The following is a 16,290-nucleotide window of genomic DNA, read 5'->3' as shown; positions in this document are numbered from 1 at the left end:
GGGAGCATCCTGGGTTTATACTTGCCGCCGCCCTGTTATCTTGACTATAGTTATATTGCGTGAGTAAATTATACTATATATCTAGGTTGAAGTTGCCCGTAGCTAAGTATAAATTTACTTAGGAAGGATTAGCATATCTACAGAGAGGAAGTCACTGCCGCCTTTTATACTTTCCTGCCAGCCCAGGCGCTTTAACTCGCGCCGGATAAAGCTGTTGAGCAGGCCATGGGCAACCAGCACGGTGGTATGGTTCTGGCGGGCGTCCTGGTCGAGAAGGTCGGCGGCTTTTCTGGCGCGGGTGCGGGCCTGCCGGAAGGTTTCGATGTCGCGGTTGTTGAAGCCCAGAAACCAGAGCAGGCGGGCGCTCAGCAGCCATACTTTGATGGGCAGGTGCAGCCACGGCAGCGTGAAAATGCGGCGCTCAAACTCCCGGAAAGTCTCGTTAATGCGCAGTTCCACACCCTCCCCAAAAATGGCGCGCGCTGTTAGCTGCGAGCGAACGAGCGTGCTGCAGTATACTTTCCTTATCTCCTTATAAGGTATCGCCTCGTGCTGGAGTACAAAGGTTTCTACCTGGGCCGTGTCGTAGTCAGAAATATACTTTCGGGCAGCCGTCGCGTTAAAAAAGCCCTTTCGTTCCACCTTGGGCTTGGCGTGGCGGATGAGGAAAATGCGGTAGGGGGTATCGTTCAATGGTAAGCCCTGTTGGTCCTACCCCTTGCATACCACTTGGCGGATGCTTTGGTTCTAAGAAATGTTGGCTGGAGCTAAATCTGCAAATACCTGCTGTTTTATACCTGGCCACTCCAACCGGAGGATACTATAGTAAATGGTGTCGCGGCGGCGCCCGTCGTGCATCTGGGTATGGCTGCGCAGGGTGCCCTCCTCCGTGGCGCCAATCTTCAGCATCGCTCGGCGGGAGCGCAGGTTCAGCACATCTGTTTTCAGTTCTACCCGCTCCATGCGTAGCTCCTCGAAGGCATGCTGCAGCAGCAGGAACTTACAATGGCGGTTGAGGCCGGTGCCACGGTGTTCCTTGCTCAGCCAGGTCCAGCCAATTTCCAGCCGCTTGTCGGGCAGCGATATGTTGCCGTAACTGGTGCTGCCAGCTAGCTTGCCAGTGGCTCTGTCCACGATGAGGAACGTGTAGCGGGTGCCGGAGGCATAGCCCTGCTCCACCGTGGCGGCCCAACCCTGTAGCTCCGCCTCGTTGCTGATACGGGTAGGCATAAAGCGCCAGATATCCTCATCCAACGCTATCTGAGCCAGTTCGGGTAAGTCTGAGGGCAGGTAGCGGCGCAGCAGCACGCGCTGGTTCTGAAGCAGAATGCCTTGGGAAAAGTTCATAGGACAAATATTAGCTGGAGATGAGTGCAAAGTAAACAGTTTTTTTGATTGCGAACAGACGCCTACCACCTGTTATCAGTGCAATGGAAAAGGTGTAAAATGCTGTGGTTTCGAAAGTCTTACCCCTCTATAAGCCCAATAAAACAACAATTAGGCTGTTTTTATATAGCCTTGCGACAGCATCTACAACCCTATTTCCGTCTGCTACGTTCTACCTAACAATTTTCAGCACCCACATAAATTTCTAGTAGGAGGACAAAAATTAACGGAAGACGTGCAGCAACTTAAGGGTAAGAGAGCGATAGTGAGTGGAGGAGGATCAGGCATTGGAAAAGCTATTGCCGCGCAGCTCACTGAAGACGGAGTTCAAACTGCCATTGCCGATCTGCACCTGACCGATAACCTACCCCAAGGAAGCATCTGCCTCACCTGTGATGTTTCCGATGCCGCAGCCATAGACAACCTTTTCGAAGCAGTGCAGCAACAGCTGGGCACACCAGACATACTTGTGTGCAGCGCCGGCCTGGGCGTGCACGAGAAGCTTACGGAGGGAGACCCGGCAAAGTGGCAGCAGGTGATCAACACCAACCTGATGGGCACCCTGCGCCTGATCCGGGCTTTTGTACCGGGCATGCAGGAGGCAGGCACCGGCGATGTAGTGATCGTGTCGTCGGTAGCGGCAGGACAGGCCTACGCTTACGGAGGCGTGTATGCTGCGACCAAAACTGCCTTGCAGGTAGTTGCCGAAACGCTGCGGCAGGAGGTCTTGCCCGGTATCCGGGTTACGGTAGTGGCACCGGGAGTGACCGACACTGCCTTTTTCGAAAACACCTTATCCGGCAGCCAGACGGTGGAAAGTATAGGATATGGTGCCCTCACCCCCGAAGAAGTAGCAGATGCCGTCTTATATGCCCTACGTCAGCCACCGGGAGTATCCATCAACAACATCACCCTTAGGCCCACGGCGCAGGTATTTTAACACCGGTCAGAGCCTATCTAACCATATCAGCACCCGAAATAAAAGTACAAACTAAACAGAAAGTAAACTTAATACTATGAAAGACAAGGTATTGATTACCGGCGGCGCCGGCTTTATCGGTTCTCACCTGGCCGATGAACTGCTGCAGCAGGGGTATGCCGTAAGAGCATTGGACAATTTGAGCGAGCAGGTACATGGCAAAGACTGCCAGCGGCCGGCGTATCTGCATGAAGATGTGGAGCTGCTGATTGGGGATGTACGCAACCCGGAGGATGTGGCGCGCGCGCTGGAGGGGGTGGACTACGTGTTCCACTTTGCAGCGATGGTAGGGGTAGGGCAGAGCATGTACGAGCTGCGCGAGTATACCGATGTGAATAACATTGGCACTACGGTGTTGCTGGAGGCACTGATCAAGAAGCCTGTGAAGAAGCTGGTGGTGGCCAGCAGCATGAGCATCTACGGGGAGGGGCTCTACAAAACCGCCGCAGGTGAACTGTCCACTGTGCAGGAGCGGCCACTGGAGCAGCTGAAAGCAGCCGATTGGGAACTCTACAATGCACAAGGCGAGCAGCTGCAGCCGGTACCCACCCCGGAGTCGAAAGCCCCTAGCTTATCCTCGGTGTACGCCCTCTCTAAGTATGACCAGGAGCGCCTCTGCCTGATGGTGGGTCGTGCCTACAACATCCCAACCGTAGCGATGCGCTTCTTTAACGTGTACGGTACCCGGCAGGCACTTTCCAACCCTTATACCGGGGTACTGGCCATTTTCGCTTCGCGCCTGCTGAACAATAACTCTCCGATGATTTTCGAGGATGGCTACCAGCAGCGGGACTTTGTGCATGTGCGTGATGTGGCATTGGCATGTCGTCTGGCCATGGAGAAGGAGGAGGCGAACGGGCGCGTGTTTAACGTGGGCAGCGGCAACAACTACACCATCCGCGAGATTGGGGAGCGCCTGGCGGCGGTGATGGGCAAGTCAGGCCTCCTTCCGGAGATAACGGGCAAGTATAGGGTGGGGGATATCCGCCACTGCTACGCCGATATCTCGCTGGCCAAGGAAGTGCTGGGCTTTTACCCGCAGGTGGAGTTTAACGCCGGCCTGGAAGAGCTGGCTGGCTGGCTTGAGGGCCAGATCGCCTATGACCGCGTCAGCGAGGCAAGCGCCGAATTGGCTTCCCGCGGCCTCACCGTTTAATCACCCGTTCGTGTACATCAATTAAAGGATTCAAATCAGTATGAAAATAGACGACAAGACTTTGAACAGCAAGCCAACGCTCCCCGTGGTGGGCCTGGTGGAGTGGTTCAGACCCGGTGAGTATGAGCATGTAAAAGAAACCCTGGCAAGCCTGAGGGAACTAGGGGTAACAGAGCTGCGCACTGGCGTTTCGTGGGCCGACTACTATACTCCCGAAGGGCAGGAATGGTACGATTGGCTCATCCCGACGCTGGCCAGGGAGGTACGTATACTTCCCTGCTTTCTGTATACCCCGCCAAGTATAGGCGAGAAACCCCGCACCTCCTCCCCACCCAGGGACAAGAAAGCGTATGCCGATTTTCTGGATGTGTTTATCGCCAGGCATGGGGAGCACTTTGAGTGGGTGGAGCTCTGGAACGAGCCGAACAACATCACAGAGTATGATTTTACCCACGACTACGGCTGGAACAAGTTTGCCGAGATGGTAGGAGGCGCTGCCTACTGGTGCAAGCAACTGGGCAAGAAAACCCTGCTCGGCGGCATGAGCCCGATAGACCCGAACTGGCTGCAGACCATGTACGACCATGGCGTGATGCAATACATCGATGCAGTGGGTGTCCATGGGTTCCCTTATGTGTTCGACCAGCTATGGGACGGCTGGGAGGACAAGATACAGGCCGTGCGCGAGGTAATGGAGCGCAACAACTGCAAAGCCGAGCTCTGGATTACAGAGGCCGGGTTCTCTACCTGGCAGCATGATGAGTTTAAGCAGCTGCAGGAGTTTAAAGAGGTGCTAAAAGCCGATGTCGCCCGCATCTACTGGTACGCTGTAAAAGACCTGAGCCTGGAGCTGCCCACTGTTGGCGGTTTTCACCTGGACGAGCGGGAGTACTATTTTGGGTTAAAACGCGAGGACGGAAGCAGCAAATTGCTCTACCGCCTCTGGGCGCGCCACGGCATCGAGAAGCTTAGCGAGCTCCACTACCTGAAGCGCACCCTGGATGATAACACCGAACCCTACATCCTTATCACGGGTGGGGCCGGCTTTGTAGGCACGAACCTGGCCAAGCGATTGCTGGAGCAAGGAAAGCGCGTGCTGGTGTTCGATAACCTTAGCCGCGACGGGGTGGAGGAGAACCTGCGTTGGCTCCACGACACCTATGGCGACAGGCTGGAAGTATACGTGGGCGATATCCGCGATCTGCAGTCCGTGCGCCACGTCATGAAGCGTGCCGAGCAGGTCTTTCACTTTGCAGCCCAGGTGGCCGTTACCACTTCCCTGGATTTTCCTATCAACGATTTTGAGATAAACGCGCGCGGTATCATTAACGTGCTGGAGGCGATCCGGCAACAGAAAAACCCGCCACCGCTGGTGTTTACCTCCACAAACAAAGTATACGGAGGGCTGGAGGACATGGAGTTTGTCTCCAACGGCTCGCGCTACTACCCGGCCGATGCCGGCACCAAGCAGCATGGCATTTCCGAAAAGCGCCACCTCGATTTCCACAGCCCCTACGGCTGCTCGAAGGGTGCCGCTGACCAGTACGTGATAGACTACGCCCGCACCTACAACCTGCCGATGACGGTGTTCCGGATGAGCTGCATCTACGGCCCGCACCAGTACGGCAACGAAGACCAGGGCTGGGTGGCGCACTTCGCCATTAAGGCCATCGAGGGCGAGCCGGTCAACATCTACGGTGACGGCAAGCAGGTGCGGGATATCCTGTTCGTGGAGGATCTGGTGGATGCCTTCCTGCTGGCGCAGGAGCACATGGATAGTATAAAAGGGCAGGCCTTTAACATTGGCGGAGGACCTGCGAACACCGTGAGTTTGCTGGAGCTGCTCAAAACCATCGGCAAGTTTCGGGGAGCGAAAGTCCCGCTTCAGTTCGGCGCCTGGCGTCCGGGCGACCAGCACTATTATGTATCCGACATCCGCAAGTTCAGGGAGGCCACGGGTTGGTATCCGAAGCATGACGTGCAGGAAGGGGTGGCCAGGCTTTACCAGTGGCTGTGCGAGCACCGCGGCCTCAAAGTACCGATTGCGCTTTCCTCCCTCTTGGAAAAAGAAGAAGAACCGGTAAACAAAGCCGCAGTAGCTTAACATGATGCAAGAAACGCTTACAACACATAACCCAGCAGTGGCCAGCACCCACGCCACCACCATGAAAGCCGCCGTGCTGGCAGCGCCACAAAGTATAAAATTAGAGGAAACCGCCCTGCCCGAGCCAAAAGCCGGGCAGGTGCGCATCCGGCTGCAGGGCTGCGGCCTTTGTGCCTCCAACATCCCGGTGTGGGAGGGGCGCGAGTGGTTCAGCTACCCGGTAGCGGCCGGCAACCCGGGCCACGAGGGTTGGGGTGTGGTAGACGCCGTAGGGGAAGGGGTAGACCAGGTGCAGCCCGGTGATCGCGTGGCCGCTTTGTCTTACAACGCCTATGCCGAGTACGATGTGGCCGATGCCGATAAGGTGGTGAAACTGCCCGATTCTTTGCAGGGTAAACCCTTCCCCGGCGAGCCGCTGGGCTGCTCCATGAACATCTTCCGCCGCAGCGACCTGCAGGCCGGGCAGACGGTGGCCATCCTGGGCATCGGTTTCCTGGGAGCGCTCCTGATTCAACTGGCCAAGGATGCCGGGGCTCGGGTTATTGCCGTGTCGCAGCGGGAGTTCTCTTTGGAAGTTGCAAAGGCATGTGGCGCAGACGAGGTAATTAAAATGGATGATCACTATAAAATTATAGAAAAAGTAAAGGAACTAACAAACGGAAACTTCTGCGAACGCGTAATAGAGTGCACCGGAAAGGAGTGGCCGCTGAACCTGGCCGGTGAGCTTACTGCCGAGCGCGGCAAGCTGGTGATCGCCGGTTTCCATCAGGACGGCATGCGGCAGGTGAACATCCAGCTCTGGAACTGGCGCGGCCTGGACGTGATCAATGCCCACGAGCGCGACCCGAAAGAGTACATCAAAGGCATAAGAGAAGCTGTAGCGGCTGTGGAGTCGGGCCGGATGAACCCGGAAAAGCTCTACACTCACACCTATACGTTACAAGAAATTGCAAAAGCATTCGAACACCTCACAAGCCGCCCCGACGGTTTTGTGAAAGCCCTTATAACCTACTGAACATGACGGAAACTATACTTGACAAGGCGGAAGCCCCTTCAGCATCTTCTTCTACTACCTCTGGTCAACCACCAAGGCTCGGTTTCCTGGGCGTTGGCTGGATCGGGCGTAACCGGATGGAAGCAATCTCAAAGTATAAAGCCGGAGAGGTAGCCTATATCGCCGATACAGCACCCCAAAATGCTGAAGAGGCACTGAAAAGTGAGCCTGGGGCAAAGCAGGTGTCCTCGCTGGAGGCCATGCTGCAGCAGCCTGAGGTGAACGGAGTCGTTATCGCCACGCCAAGCGCCTTTCATGCCGAGCAAAGTACCCTAGCCCTGAAGGCAGGCAAGCATGTGTTCTGCCAGAAGCCGCTGGGGCGCAACGTGGAGGAGACCAAGCGCGTGGTAGAGGCTGCGCGATCGCAGAACAAACTCCTAGGGGTAGACTTATCCTATCGCCATACCAAGGCCATGCAGGAAGTTTACAAGGTGGTGCAGAGTGGCGAGTTGGGCCAGATTTATGCCATCGAGCTGGTGTTCCACAACGCCTATGGCCCCGACAAGGCCTGGTTCTATGAGCCAAAGCTTTCGGGTGGCGGCTGCGTGATAGACCTGGGTGTGCACCTGGTGGATCTGGCCCTGTGGAGCATGAATTTCCCGGAGGTAAAGCAGGTGCAGAGTCACCTCTACGCCAAAGGCAAACCGATAAGTATGGCAGAAGGCAAAGTAGAGGACTATGCCGCCGCGCACATCGAACTGGAGGGCAACACGCTCCTGCAGCTGAGCTGCTCCTGGAACCTGCCGGCCGGTCAGGAGGCCATTATCAGCGCCACTTTTTACGGCACAAACGGGGGCGTGGCGTTTAAAAACGTGAAAGGCTCCTTCTACGACTTTGTGGCCGAGCGATACCACGGTACCAAGACCGAGCAACTCTGCGCCCCGCCTGACGAGTGGATGGGCCGTGCCGGCGTGGCCTGGGCAGCGCGAGTAGCCAAGGGCGAAGGCTTTAGCGAGGAAGCCGAAGAGTATGTAAAAGTAGCAGAAGTATTAGATAAAATTTACGGAAGATAGGAGTATGGAGGCACAACATCCTGCAAAGATTTTGATGACGGCGGACACCGTAGGTGGTGTCTGGACCTATGCGCTGGAGCTGATTAGGGCTTTGGCTCCTTTTAAAACACACGTGGCCCTGGCTACCATGGGCGCACCGCTCACCGAGGAGCAGCGCCAGCAGGTGGAGGACATCGACAACATGACCCTCTACGAAAGCCACTATAAACTGGAGTGGATGGATGATCCCTGGCAGGACGTGGATCAGGCGGGCCAGTGGCTGCTCAAACTCAAAGAGGAGGTACAGCCAGACCTGGTACACCTGAACGGGCTGGTGCATGGCGCCCTTAATTTTGGCGTGCCTACAGTCGTGGTGGTGCACTCTTGTGTACTGTCGTGGTGGAGAGCCGTGAAGGACGAGGAGGCGCCGAAAGCCTGGGAAAAGTACAAGGAAATGGTGACCAAAGGCCTTCAAAATGCAACGATGGTGGTGGCGCCAACACAGGCCATGCTGCACCAGGCGGAGGCTTTGTACGGACCTTTTCAAAACAGCACGGTAGTGTACAACGGCCGCGGACAGCACAGCTTCCAGTTTGGTAGAAAAGAGCCCTTCGTGTTTAGCATGGGCCGCGTGTGGGATGAAGCCAAAAACATCTCCATGCTCGCGCACATCGCCTCCGACCTGCCCTGGCCGGTATACATTGCAGGTGACGCGCGCCATCCGGCTACCGGAAAAGAGGTAGAGCTGGAGAACGTGCATTTCCTGGGCCAACTGACTGAGAAAGAAGTGTCGGACTGGCTATCCAGAGCATCGATTTATACCTTGCCTGCCAAGTATGAGCCTTTCGGGCTGACTATCCTGGAGGCGGCCATGTCGGGTTGCGCGCTGGTAGTGGGCAAAACCGACAGCTTGGCAGAAGTATGGGGCAACGCGGCCAAGTATGTGAACCCGAACGATGCCGACGAGCTGCGCGACACGATCAAGAACCTGATCGAAGACGAGTTTGGCCGCAACATCATGGCCTGTCGCGCCGTGAAGCGCTCCCATGGTTACACCGCCGACCCTATGGGCCAGGATTACGACCATGTGTACCGCCAGCTGCTCAAGCAAACAGTAACAGTATAATTCTAAATGAGTGATTGAGGGAATACGTGAATTTTTTACGTCGACCTTTTTCCATGTCATCCTGAAAGGGTCTTGTTAGCCCGTAGCGACTGCTTTGAGACCTGGCCACTAAGACCGTTACAAGATGACAGCACTGAAAGACGTACTTTTTCACTCAGTTTCTCATTCAAATACCTGAAATCCAAAAACGAACTTACAAAAACGAAATGCATATAGTCCTTTTCTACCACTCTATACTTTCTGACTGGAACCATGGCAACGCGCATTTCCTGCGTGGCATTGTGCGGGAGCTGGAGGGGCGGGGGCATCGGGTGCAGGTATATGAGCCGGAGAACGGTTGGAGCCTGCAAAATCTGGTAGAAGGTTACGGAAAGGAGAAGCTCGACGAGCTGCAGGCTTACTACCCTGGCCTCAGCACCAACTTTTATAGGTTGGAAAGTATAAACCTGGATGAAGTGCTATCTGAAGCCGACCTGGTGCTGGTGCATGAGTGGAACGAGCACGAGCTGGTAAAACGCATCGGGGAGCACCGCGCCAACGGCGGCAAGTATAAACTGCTCTTCCACGACACCCACCACCGCGCCGTGACTGAGCGCGAAAGTATGGCAAAGTATGATTTGCGCCATTACGACGGTGTGCTGGCCTTTGGGCAGAAAATACGCGATTTATACTTGCAGGAAAGCTGGACCCGGAAAGCCTGGACCTGGCATGAGGCCGCCGATACCTCGGTTTTTTACCCACGCGAACAAAAGGCGTATGAAGGCGACCTAATCTGGATTGGCAACTGGGGCGATGAGGAGCGTACCGCCGAGCTGCACGAGTTCCTGATAAACCCGGTGAAGGAGCTGGGGCTGAAAGCCAAAATCTACGGCGTGCGCTACCCGGAGCATGCCCGCAAAGCCCTGGCGGATGCCGGTATAACATATGGTGGCTGGTTGCCGAACTACAAAGCGGCGGAAGAATTTGCCAAGTATAAGGTAACCGTGCACGTACCGCGCCGGCCCTACGTGGAGGCGCTGCCAGGCATCCCGACCATCCGCCCCTTCGAGGCCATGGCTTGCGGCATTCCGCTTATCTCCTCGCCCTGGGACGATGCCGAGGGGCTGTTCACGCCCGGACAGGATTTTCTGGTAGCTCGAAACGGTGAGGAGATGAAGCAGCACCTGCAAGCCATACTTCGTAACCCTGAAAAAGCAAATGCCTTGGCCGCACGTGGCCTGGAAACTATCCGCAAACGCCATACGTGTGCCCACCGTGTAAACGAGCTGGAGAAAGTATGCGAGGAGCTGGGCATAGCCGAATCAAATATCTATCTCACCCCCAAAGCGCAAGTTTTACATGAACAATAACAAACTCAAAATAGCATTTTTCGGCTCCAGCCTGGTGTCTGCCTATTGGAACGGCGCGGCTACCTACTACAGGGGCATTATCCGGGCGCTGAGCGAGCGTGGCCATAAGGTTACCTTCTACGAGCCGGACGCTTACGATCGCCAGCAGAACCGCGACATGGACGACCCGGAGTGGGCCAAAGTAGTGGTGTACAAAGCCACGGAGGAGTGCGTTTACGAGTGCCTGGAGGACGCCCAGCATGCCGATATGGTGGTGAAAGCCAGCGGTGTGGGCGTGTTCGACGAGCTGCTGGAGCGCGAAGTGCTCAAGCTGCAGACCGACGACCGGTTGGTGGTGTTCTGGGATGTGGACGCACCAGCTACCTTAGACCGTGTGCATAACAACCCAAGCGACCCGTTCCTGCCGCTGATACCGCGCTACGACATGGTGCTTACCTATGGTGGGGGCGACCCCGTGGTGAATGCCTACGAGGCGCTGGGCGCAAAAAAATGCGTGCCTGTTTACAACGCCCTGGATACGGCCACGCACTTCCCCGTGGACCCCGACCCGCGCTTTGCCTGCGATTTGGCCTTTCTGGGCAACCGCCTGCCCGACCGCGAGGCCCGTGTGGACGAGTTCTTCCTAAAGCCGGCAGCCCTGGAGCTGAACAAGAAATTCATTATCGGCGGCAGCGGCTGGGGAGACAAGCAGATGACGGATAACGTGCATTACACAGGCCACGTATACACCAACGACCACAATGCCTTTAATTGCACGCCCATGGCCGTGCTAAACATCAGCCGCGAAAGTATGGCCCGCTACGGGTTCTCGCCGGCCACACGCGTTTTTGAGGCGGCGGGGGCAGGTGCCTGCATTATCACTGACTACTGGGAGGGTATTGAGTTTTTCTTCGAACCCGGAAAAGAAATACTCGTGGCCCGCAACGGAGCCGACGTGGCTAAGATAATAGCAGAATTATCTAAAGAAAAAGCAAAAGCAATCGGAGAAGCTGCGTATAAGAAAGTACTGGCTGCGCACACCTATCAGCATCGTGCAGAGCAACTGGAAAAACTGCTGTACGCGAAAGTTACATTTAAAAATAAAGCATTAGCATGAATATCGTAATTCTTGGCTTATCCATCACCTCCAGCTGGGGCAACGGCCATGCCACCACGTTCAGAGGTCTGGTAAGAGAGCTAAACAAGCAGGGCCATCAGGTTACTTTTCTGGAGCGGGATGTTCCTTGGTATGCCGGAAACCGCGATTTACCCAACCCGGAGTTCTGCCGCACCGAGCTTTATAGCTCCCTGGAAGAGCTGAAGAGCGGTTTTGCCGAGGAAGTGCGCGAAGCTGACATGGTAATCGTCGGATCGTATGTGCCGGAAGGGGTGCCGGTAGGGGAGTGGGTCATCAAGACGGCCCGCGGTATTAAGGCTTTTTATGACATCGACACACCGGTAACACTAGCTAAACTGGATCGCGGCGATTACGAGTACCTGCACCCAAACCTCATCCCCAAGTATGATTTATACTTATCCTTTACAGGAGGGCCTACCCTGGATGTGCTGGAGCAAAAGTATGGCTCGCCTATGGCCAGGCCGCTCTACTGCTCTATCGATCCAAAGCTATACTATCCAGAGCTGTTGGAGAGCAAGTGGGACATGGGCTACCTGGGCACCTACTCCGACGACCGCCAGCCGCCGCTCGACAAGCTGATGCTGGAGACTGCCCGCCAGTGGCCGCTCGGGCGCTTTGTGGTGGCCGGACCACAGTACCCGGCGAGTATAAAATGGCCGAAGAATGTAGAGCACATCCAGCACCTGCCACCTTCCGCCCACCGCAACTTTTACAACAGCCAGCGCTTTACACTCAACATCACCCGGGCCGACATGGTGAAAGCAGGGTACTCGCCGAGTGTGCGCCTTTTTGAGGCAGCGGCCTGCGCTACCCCGATAATCTCCGACTACTGGGAGGGGCTGGATACCATCTTTAAACCCGATGAAGAGATTCTGATCTCCAACGACGCCAAGGACACGCTCCGCTACCTGCGCGAGATCTGCAAGTCAGAGCGCAAGCTGATTGGGGAGCGGGCCCGTAAGAAAGTGCTGGCGCACCACACGGCCGCCCACCGCGCCAAGGAGCTAATCAGTTATGCCGAGGAACTGATGACCCTGGAGAATCCTTTCGCGAATGCGGAAGTAGGGCAGGAAGTATAAATGCCGCTTATAGCACTGATAAACAGCCGCCTCTGCCAAGTGCCGGGGCGGCTGTTTTGTTTTATGCATCATTAGCTGCTGCAGCTGCGTAAGCTCTCACATATAAATCATAAAAAAATTGAATGTATGTCGGAGATAGAAGCGCTGGCACCCTGGTTTCACAACCTGCACCTGCCTAACGGGGAGCAGACCGCCCCTCAGCATTTCCTGGGCGATTTCCCCAGGTTTAAGTGGCTGGAACTGGAGCCTTTTATCCCGCAGGACCTGACGGGCCAGGAGGTACTGGACATTGGCTGCAACGCCGGCTTTTATAGTATAGAATTGGCTAAGCGCGGCGCCAACGTGCTGGCCATCGACGTGGACCCACACTACCTGCGGCAGGCGGAGTGGGCGGCCAGGCAATTTGGCTTAGAGGATAAAATAGAATTCAGGCAGATGCAGGTGTATGATGTAGCGCGCCTCGACCGGCAGTTCGACCTGATCTGGTACATGGGCGTGCTCTACCACTTGCGTTATCCGTTGCTTTCGCTTGATATTCTCTCCCGTAAATGCCGCGGTCAGATGGTGTTCCAGACCCTGACCATGCCCGGCCAGGAACAGGCCGAGGTGCCTGAGGACATGGAGCTAAACGATCGCAAGCGCATGCTGGAGGGGGGCTGGCCCAAAATGGCCTTCATCGAAAAACGGATGGCCGGCGATGTAACCAACTGGTGGGCTCCTAACCATGCCGCCATACTGGCGATGATGCGCTCCTGCGGCTTCCGACTGAAGGCACAGCCAGGCCATGAGCTTTACATACTTGAAGCGGATGAGCAACTGAAGCAAAGCCAGCTGTGGAACGAGTCAGAATACCTCTCGGCCACCGGCCAGGACTGGCAGGAGGCTGTGCAGCAAAAAGTAGCTGGCAAAAACGAGTACATGGTGCGGCGGAACGGGAAGAAGGAGTAGCACAGTAGCCATTACAAAGTATAAACCAAGGCCATGCTCTCAGCGTGGCTTTTTTACGTGGATAAAGTATAACTTGCAAGTATGAGTGATAAGAGTAAAGCACCCCAGCCCTGGAAGATTCGGAAATCGGACATGGTGGTGGATGAGAAATGGTATAAACTGCGCCGCGATGAGGTGGAGCTGCCAAACGGCCATGTGATGGATGACTACTACGTGAGCGTGCGCCCGAACGTGGTGCTGGTGTTTCCGCTTACCGAGGATGGCCATGTGATTTTTGTGCGGCAGTATAAGCATGCCGCTGGCAACATATTTATCGAATTACCCGGTGGCGTGATTGACGACCATGAAACAGAGCCCCTGGAAGCCGCCCACCGCGAGCTGCTGGAGGAAACCGGGTATACCTGCGAACACCTGGAGCCACTGCTGGAGGTAATCGACAACCCTACCAAGGATACGAACAAGATTTACTACTTTATGGCCCGTAACGCCTGCCAAGTAGCCGAACAAGACCTGGATATCAGCGAGCACATCGAGGTGTTGAAAGTACCCCTGCAGGAAGTAGAAAGTATGGTGACGAGCGGACAAATCAATGTGGCTGGTTCCATCGCCCTCTGCCTGCTGGCGCTGCGGAAATTGGGGGTGTAAAAGTATAAACCCTCCAGATATTGGCTCCCGTCTGCTATGCACTTCTGTAGCCACTCCCTTAGCAACAGGGAAGGGAGTACTGCAACGCCGGGCCCAACCACCCCTTACCCCTCCTTAGCTAAGGAGGGGAATTATACTTGCTACTCACTATGTCATCTCGAGCAGAGCGAGAGAGCTATCGGAAATTCTATTTACAAGTCTTCGTCTCAGCATGCGATTACACCCCTATTGAGCTTCGCTCGCAAGTTTCGACTCTCGTCTCACTTGTCCTCAAGGGGACAGTTCTATACTTACTATTTTATACTTTACTTTCCAGTAGCAGAGGCTATGGCTATTGAATCTGTTCCCAGCCTTTGGGTTGAGCGCCTTGTAGATTTCTAGTGCCCGCTAAGGGCATTGCGACGAAGGGTAGCAAAGGAAATGTACACAGCGCGATGCCCGAAGGCGAGGCCTCCCGGCCTGGGAGGGCAGAAAGTATGTTATGCAACGTTAGGTTAGTGGGAACTAGAGGATGAACGGTAGCCAGCAAGAATAGCTTGGTTCAAGTTAAAGGAAGCGGCGGCTCGGGAAAGTATAAACCAACAAGTACATAAAGTATAGCCCAAGTATAAGTATGGCTTTTCAAGCCAGTCAAGTTGCAAACTTGACACCATCGTAGGACACAAGTCTGAAGACTTGCGCCATAAATTGGCGGTAGCTAAAGTATAACGGCACAAACGGACGCTTGCGCCATATAAAGCCAGCGCTCAGCAGCCCGCTATACTTTAGCAAAAGGATTCTCCGGCTTTACCAGCAGCACCTTCTCCCGCTCCACCACCACAGAACCGGGGGGAGATCCCTTCGGTTTACGTACCCATTTCTTCGGCGTGTAGATAACCGGACACAGCGAATCGGTTTTGCGTTTGCTGTAGTAGGCCGCCAGTTGCGCCGCCTTCTCCAGTACCGTGTTGGGGATGGTTTTGCCTGCCTGGTACTTGATCACCACATGCGAGCCTGACACGTCCTTGGCGTGCAGCCACATGTCCTCCTTGTAAGTATGGCGCTGGGTGAGCTCGTCGTTGTTCTGGGAGCTTTTGCCTACTAGTATCTTAAATCCTTCGCTTTCAAATACCCGGAATGGAATCTGTACCTGCTCCTGCTGTTTGCTGCCGAGTAGGTGGTTGTACTCCCGCAGGAAAACTTTCAGTTGCTTGTAATTTTCCACCTCGCTCAGTGCCTGCAGCGCATCCTCCAGCACAATGAGTTCCTCCAACTTGCGTTCGGTTTTCTCCTCCAGCTGCTTTACCTCCAGGTGCTGGTTCTTGGCTTTGCGGTAGAGACGCTCGGCATGCTTCTGGGGTGTCTCGTGCTGCTTTAAAGTATAAATGCGGGTCCGGTCGGTGTAAAAATCGTAGAGTTCTACCTCAGTGGCGCGCGGCGGAATATTGGTGAGGTTGGCCATGAGCACGTCGGCGGTCTGGGAGTAGGATCGGTTGTGGCGCAGCTCCTGCAGCTTCTCCTCGCTTTGTTCCAGCACCGTTTGGGTTATGTACCGCTTGCGCTCCAACTGCTGCTTTGCCTGCTCGTACTGCTGCTTGAAACCTGTTTCGGATAAGTATAAACGAGTAAACTGACTGGCCGCTTCCAAAGGCTCCTGAAAAGTATAGACCACCTCACCGAGCGGCAACAGCGACAGGCGCAACTTGTCCTGCAAGCGGATGATGTAATAAGCTTCCGGCGCCTCCAGGATATCCAGCATACTTTGCACCAGCTCCCATTTCTCCTCCAGCTTGGCCTGGCTGTAGCCGCGTTCTTCCAGGTATAAAGCGGGCACATCGCCGAAGGTGGGGTATACTTTGCGCAGGTTGCCCTCGGCAGCCGCAAAGGCAGCAAAGTTCTGCTGCAGCGGCCTGTCCATCTGCAGCGGGTTTAGCTCAGCATCAGCCGGGAATTTCTTCAGAAACAGCTTAATGGCCTCCCCGTTCTGGTAGAGCACGATGTTAGAGCGGTTACCGAACATCTTGAACAGCAAAGTATAGCCGCCGGAAAGTATAAAATAGAAGCTGCGCTCATTCTGGTGCGGCACCACGCCCTCCACTGTCTGCCCCTGCATCTCCTGCATCAGCTCGATGGTGTTGGCGCGGGCTCTCTTAAACTCGGTGGGGAAGGAGAGGGAAGTGAAGTGCGGCCCCAGCTGCGCTCGGATGTATAGTTCCTCGTGCCCGCGGGCAAAGCCAAGTATAAGCTCGGCCTTGTTCTGGCTGAAAGCCGTGACCACCTGCATGCCCACCACTTTGGATCGCAGGGCCTGTGCCAGTTGCCGTAAAAAGTAAAAGTTCAGGTGCATTTTTTCTTGACAAAGGACTCCATGACAAA

Annotated in this window: 14 protein-coding genes; 11 read left to right on the top strand and 3 right to left on the bottom strand. The window is 55.3% G+C overall.

The window, feature by feature from the left end:
- Positions 1-114 precede the first annotated feature (114 nt).
- Together BM040_RS05935 and BM040_RS05930 are read right to left on the bottom strand one after the other, a co-directional pair.
- Positions 115-693, bottom strand: a complete 579-nt coding sequence (locus BM040_RS05935; protein WP_092099597.1) for a histidine phosphatase family protein — start codon at positions 691-693, stop codon at positions 115-117.
- A gap of 54 nt (positions 694-747) precedes the next feature.
- Complete coding sequence (locus BM040_RS05930) at positions 748-1,347, bottom strand: GNAT family N-acetyltransferase (protein WP_092099596.1); 600 nt, start codon at positions 1,345-1,347, stop codon at positions 748-750.
- Positions 1,348-1,621: 274 nt separating this feature from the next.
- On the opposite strand from BM040_RS05930, the gene BM040_RS05925 reads away from it, so the two are divergent.
- The 11 genes from BM040_RS05925 to BM040_RS05875 all read left to right on the top strand — a co-directional run bounded on the left by BM040_RS05925 (position 1,622) and on the right by BM040_RS05875 (position 13,935).
- The gene (locus BM040_RS05925) at positions 1,622-2,326 is read left to right on the top strand and encodes an SDR family oxidoreductase (protein WP_175490991.1); all 705 of its coding nucleotides are present in this window, start codon (positions 1,622-1,624) and stop codon (positions 2,324-2,326) included.
- Positions 2,327-2,402: 76 nt separating this feature from the next.
- Positions 2,403-3,521: an NAD-dependent epimerase/dehydratase family protein gene (locus tag BM040_RS05920; protein ID WP_092099594.1), complete on the top strand. Its 1,119-nt coding sequence runs from the start codon at positions 2,403-2,405 to the stop codon at positions 3,519-3,521.
- Positions 3,522-3,561: 40 nt separating this feature from the next.
- Positions 3,562-5,625, top strand: a complete 2,064-nt coding sequence (locus tag BM040_RS05915) for an SDR family NAD(P)-dependent oxidoreductase (protein ID WP_092099593.1) — start codon at positions 3,562-3,564, stop codon at positions 5,623-5,625.
- Between the two features lies 1 nt (position 5,626).
- The gene (locus BM040_RS05910) at positions 5,627-6,640 is read left to right on the top strand and encodes an MDR/zinc-dependent alcohol dehydrogenase-like family protein (RefSeq protein ID WP_217646712.1); all 1,014 of its coding nucleotides are present in this window, start codon (positions 5,627-5,629) and stop codon (positions 6,638-6,640) included.
- A 2-nt stretch (positions 6,641-6,642) separates the two neighbouring features.
- Positions 6,643-7,692 (top strand): Gfo/Idh/MocA family protein, encoded by a 1,050-nt coding sequence (locus BM040_RS05905; protein ID WP_092099592.1) that lies wholly within the window; start codon positions 6,643-6,645, stop codon positions 7,690-7,692.
- Between the two features lie 4 nt (positions 7,693-7,696).
- On the top strand, positions 7,697-8,797 hold the full coding sequence (locus BM040_RS05900; RefSeq protein WP_245756117.1) for a glycosyltransferase: 1,101 nt from the start codon (positions 7,697-7,699) through the stop codon (positions 8,795-8,797).
- Between the two features lie 206 nt (positions 8,798-9,003).
- The gene (locus BM040_RS05895) at positions 9,004-10,146 is read left to right on the top strand and encodes a CgeB family protein (protein WP_092099590.1); all 1,143 of its coding nucleotides are present in this window, start codon (positions 9,004-9,006) and stop codon (positions 10,144-10,146) included.
- Positions 10,136-11,242, top strand: coding sequence for a CgeB family protein (locus BM040_RS05890; RefSeq protein WP_092099589.1), 1,107 nt, complete (start codon positions 10,136-10,138; stop codon positions 11,240-11,242). The genes BM040_RS05895 and BM040_RS05890 overlap by 11 nt, the downstream gene beginning before the upstream one ends.
- Positions 11,239-12,342: a CgeB family protein gene (locus tag BM040_RS05885; RefSeq protein ID WP_092099588.1), complete on the top strand. Its 1,104-nt coding sequence runs from the start codon at positions 11,239-11,241 to the stop codon at positions 12,340-12,342. The genes BM040_RS05890 and BM040_RS05885 overlap by 4 nt, the downstream gene beginning before the upstream one ends.
- A gap of 126 nt (positions 12,343-12,468) precedes the next feature.
- A complete protein-coding gene (locus tag BM040_RS05880; RefSeq protein WP_092099587.1) occupies positions 12,469-13,290 on the top strand; it encodes a TIGR04290 family methyltransferase in 822 nt (273 codons plus the stop codon).
- Positions 13,291-13,371: 81 nt separating this feature from the next.
- Positions 13,372-13,935: an NUDIX hydrolase gene (locus tag BM040_RS05875; RefSeq protein WP_092099586.1), complete on the top strand. Its 564-nt coding sequence runs from the start codon at positions 13,372-13,374 to the stop codon at positions 13,933-13,935.
- 757 nt (positions 13,936-14,692) lie between these two features.
- Here BM040_RS05875 and BM040_RS05870 read toward each other — a convergent pair.
- Positions 14,693-16,261 (bottom strand): NFACT RNA binding domain-containing protein, encoded by a 1,569-nt coding sequence (locus tag BM040_RS05870; RefSeq protein ID WP_092099585.1) that lies wholly within the window; start codon positions 16,259-16,261, stop codon positions 14,693-14,695.
- Positions 16,262-16,290: the final 29 nt, after the last annotated feature.

Source organism: Pontibacter chinhatensis (assembly GCF_900113285.1).
GTDB lineage: Bacteria > Bacteroidota > Bacteroidia > Cytophagales > Hymenobacteraceae > Pontibacter > Pontibacter chinhatensis.
The sequence above is the reverse complement of the archived record's forward strand: the minus strand, read 5'-3'. Positions and strand labels throughout refer to the sequence as shown.

Excerpts from the sequence above, each read along its gene's own strand:
- BM040_RS05930 (WP_092099596.1), bottom strand. The coding sequence starts at position 1,347 with ATGAACTTTTCCCAAGGCATTCTGCTTCAGAACCAGCGCGTGCTGCTG.
- BM040_RS05920 (WP_092099594.1), top strand. The coding sequence starts at position 2,403 with ATGAAAGACAAGGTATTGATTACCGGCGGCGCCGGCTTTATCGGTTCT.
- BM040_RS05915 (WP_092099593.1), top strand. The coding sequence starts at position 3,562 with ATGAAAATAGACGACAAGACTTTGAACAGCAAGCCAACGCTCCCCGTG.
- BM040_RS05910 (WP_217646712.1), top strand. The coding sequence starts at position 5,627 with ATGATGCAAGAAACGCTTACAACACATAACCCAGCAGTGGCCAGCACC.
- BM040_RS05905 (WP_092099592.1), top strand. The coding sequence starts at position 6,643 with ATGACGGAAACTATACTTGACAAGGCGGAAGCCCCTTCAGCATCTTCT.
- BM040_RS05900 (WP_245756117.1), top strand. The coding sequence starts at position 7,697 with ATGGAGGCACAACATCCTGCAAAGATTTTGATGACGGCGGACACCGTA.
- BM040_RS05895 (WP_092099590.1), top strand. The coding sequence starts at position 9,004 with ATGCATATAGTCCTTTTCTACCACTCTATACTTTCTGACTGGAACCAT.
- BM040_RS05890 (WP_092099589.1), top strand. The coding sequence starts at position 10,136 with ATGAACAATAACAAACTCAAAATAGCATTTTTCGGCTCCAGCCTGGTG.
- BM040_RS05885 (WP_092099588.1), top strand. The coding sequence starts at position 11,239 with ATGAATATCGTAATTCTTGGCTTATCCATCACCTCCAGCTGGGGCAAC.
- BM040_RS05880 (WP_092099587.1), top strand. The coding sequence starts at position 12,469 with ATGTCGGAGATAGAAGCGCTGGCACCCTGGTTTCACAACCTGCACCTG.
- BM040_RS05875 (WP_092099586.1), top strand. The coding sequence starts at position 13,372 with ATGAGTGATAAGAGTAAAGCACCCCAGCCCTGGAAGATTCGGAAATCG.
- BM040_RS05870 (WP_092099585.1), bottom strand. The coding sequence starts at position 16,261 with ATGCACCTGAACTTTTACTTTTTACGGCAACTGGCACAGGCCCTGCGA.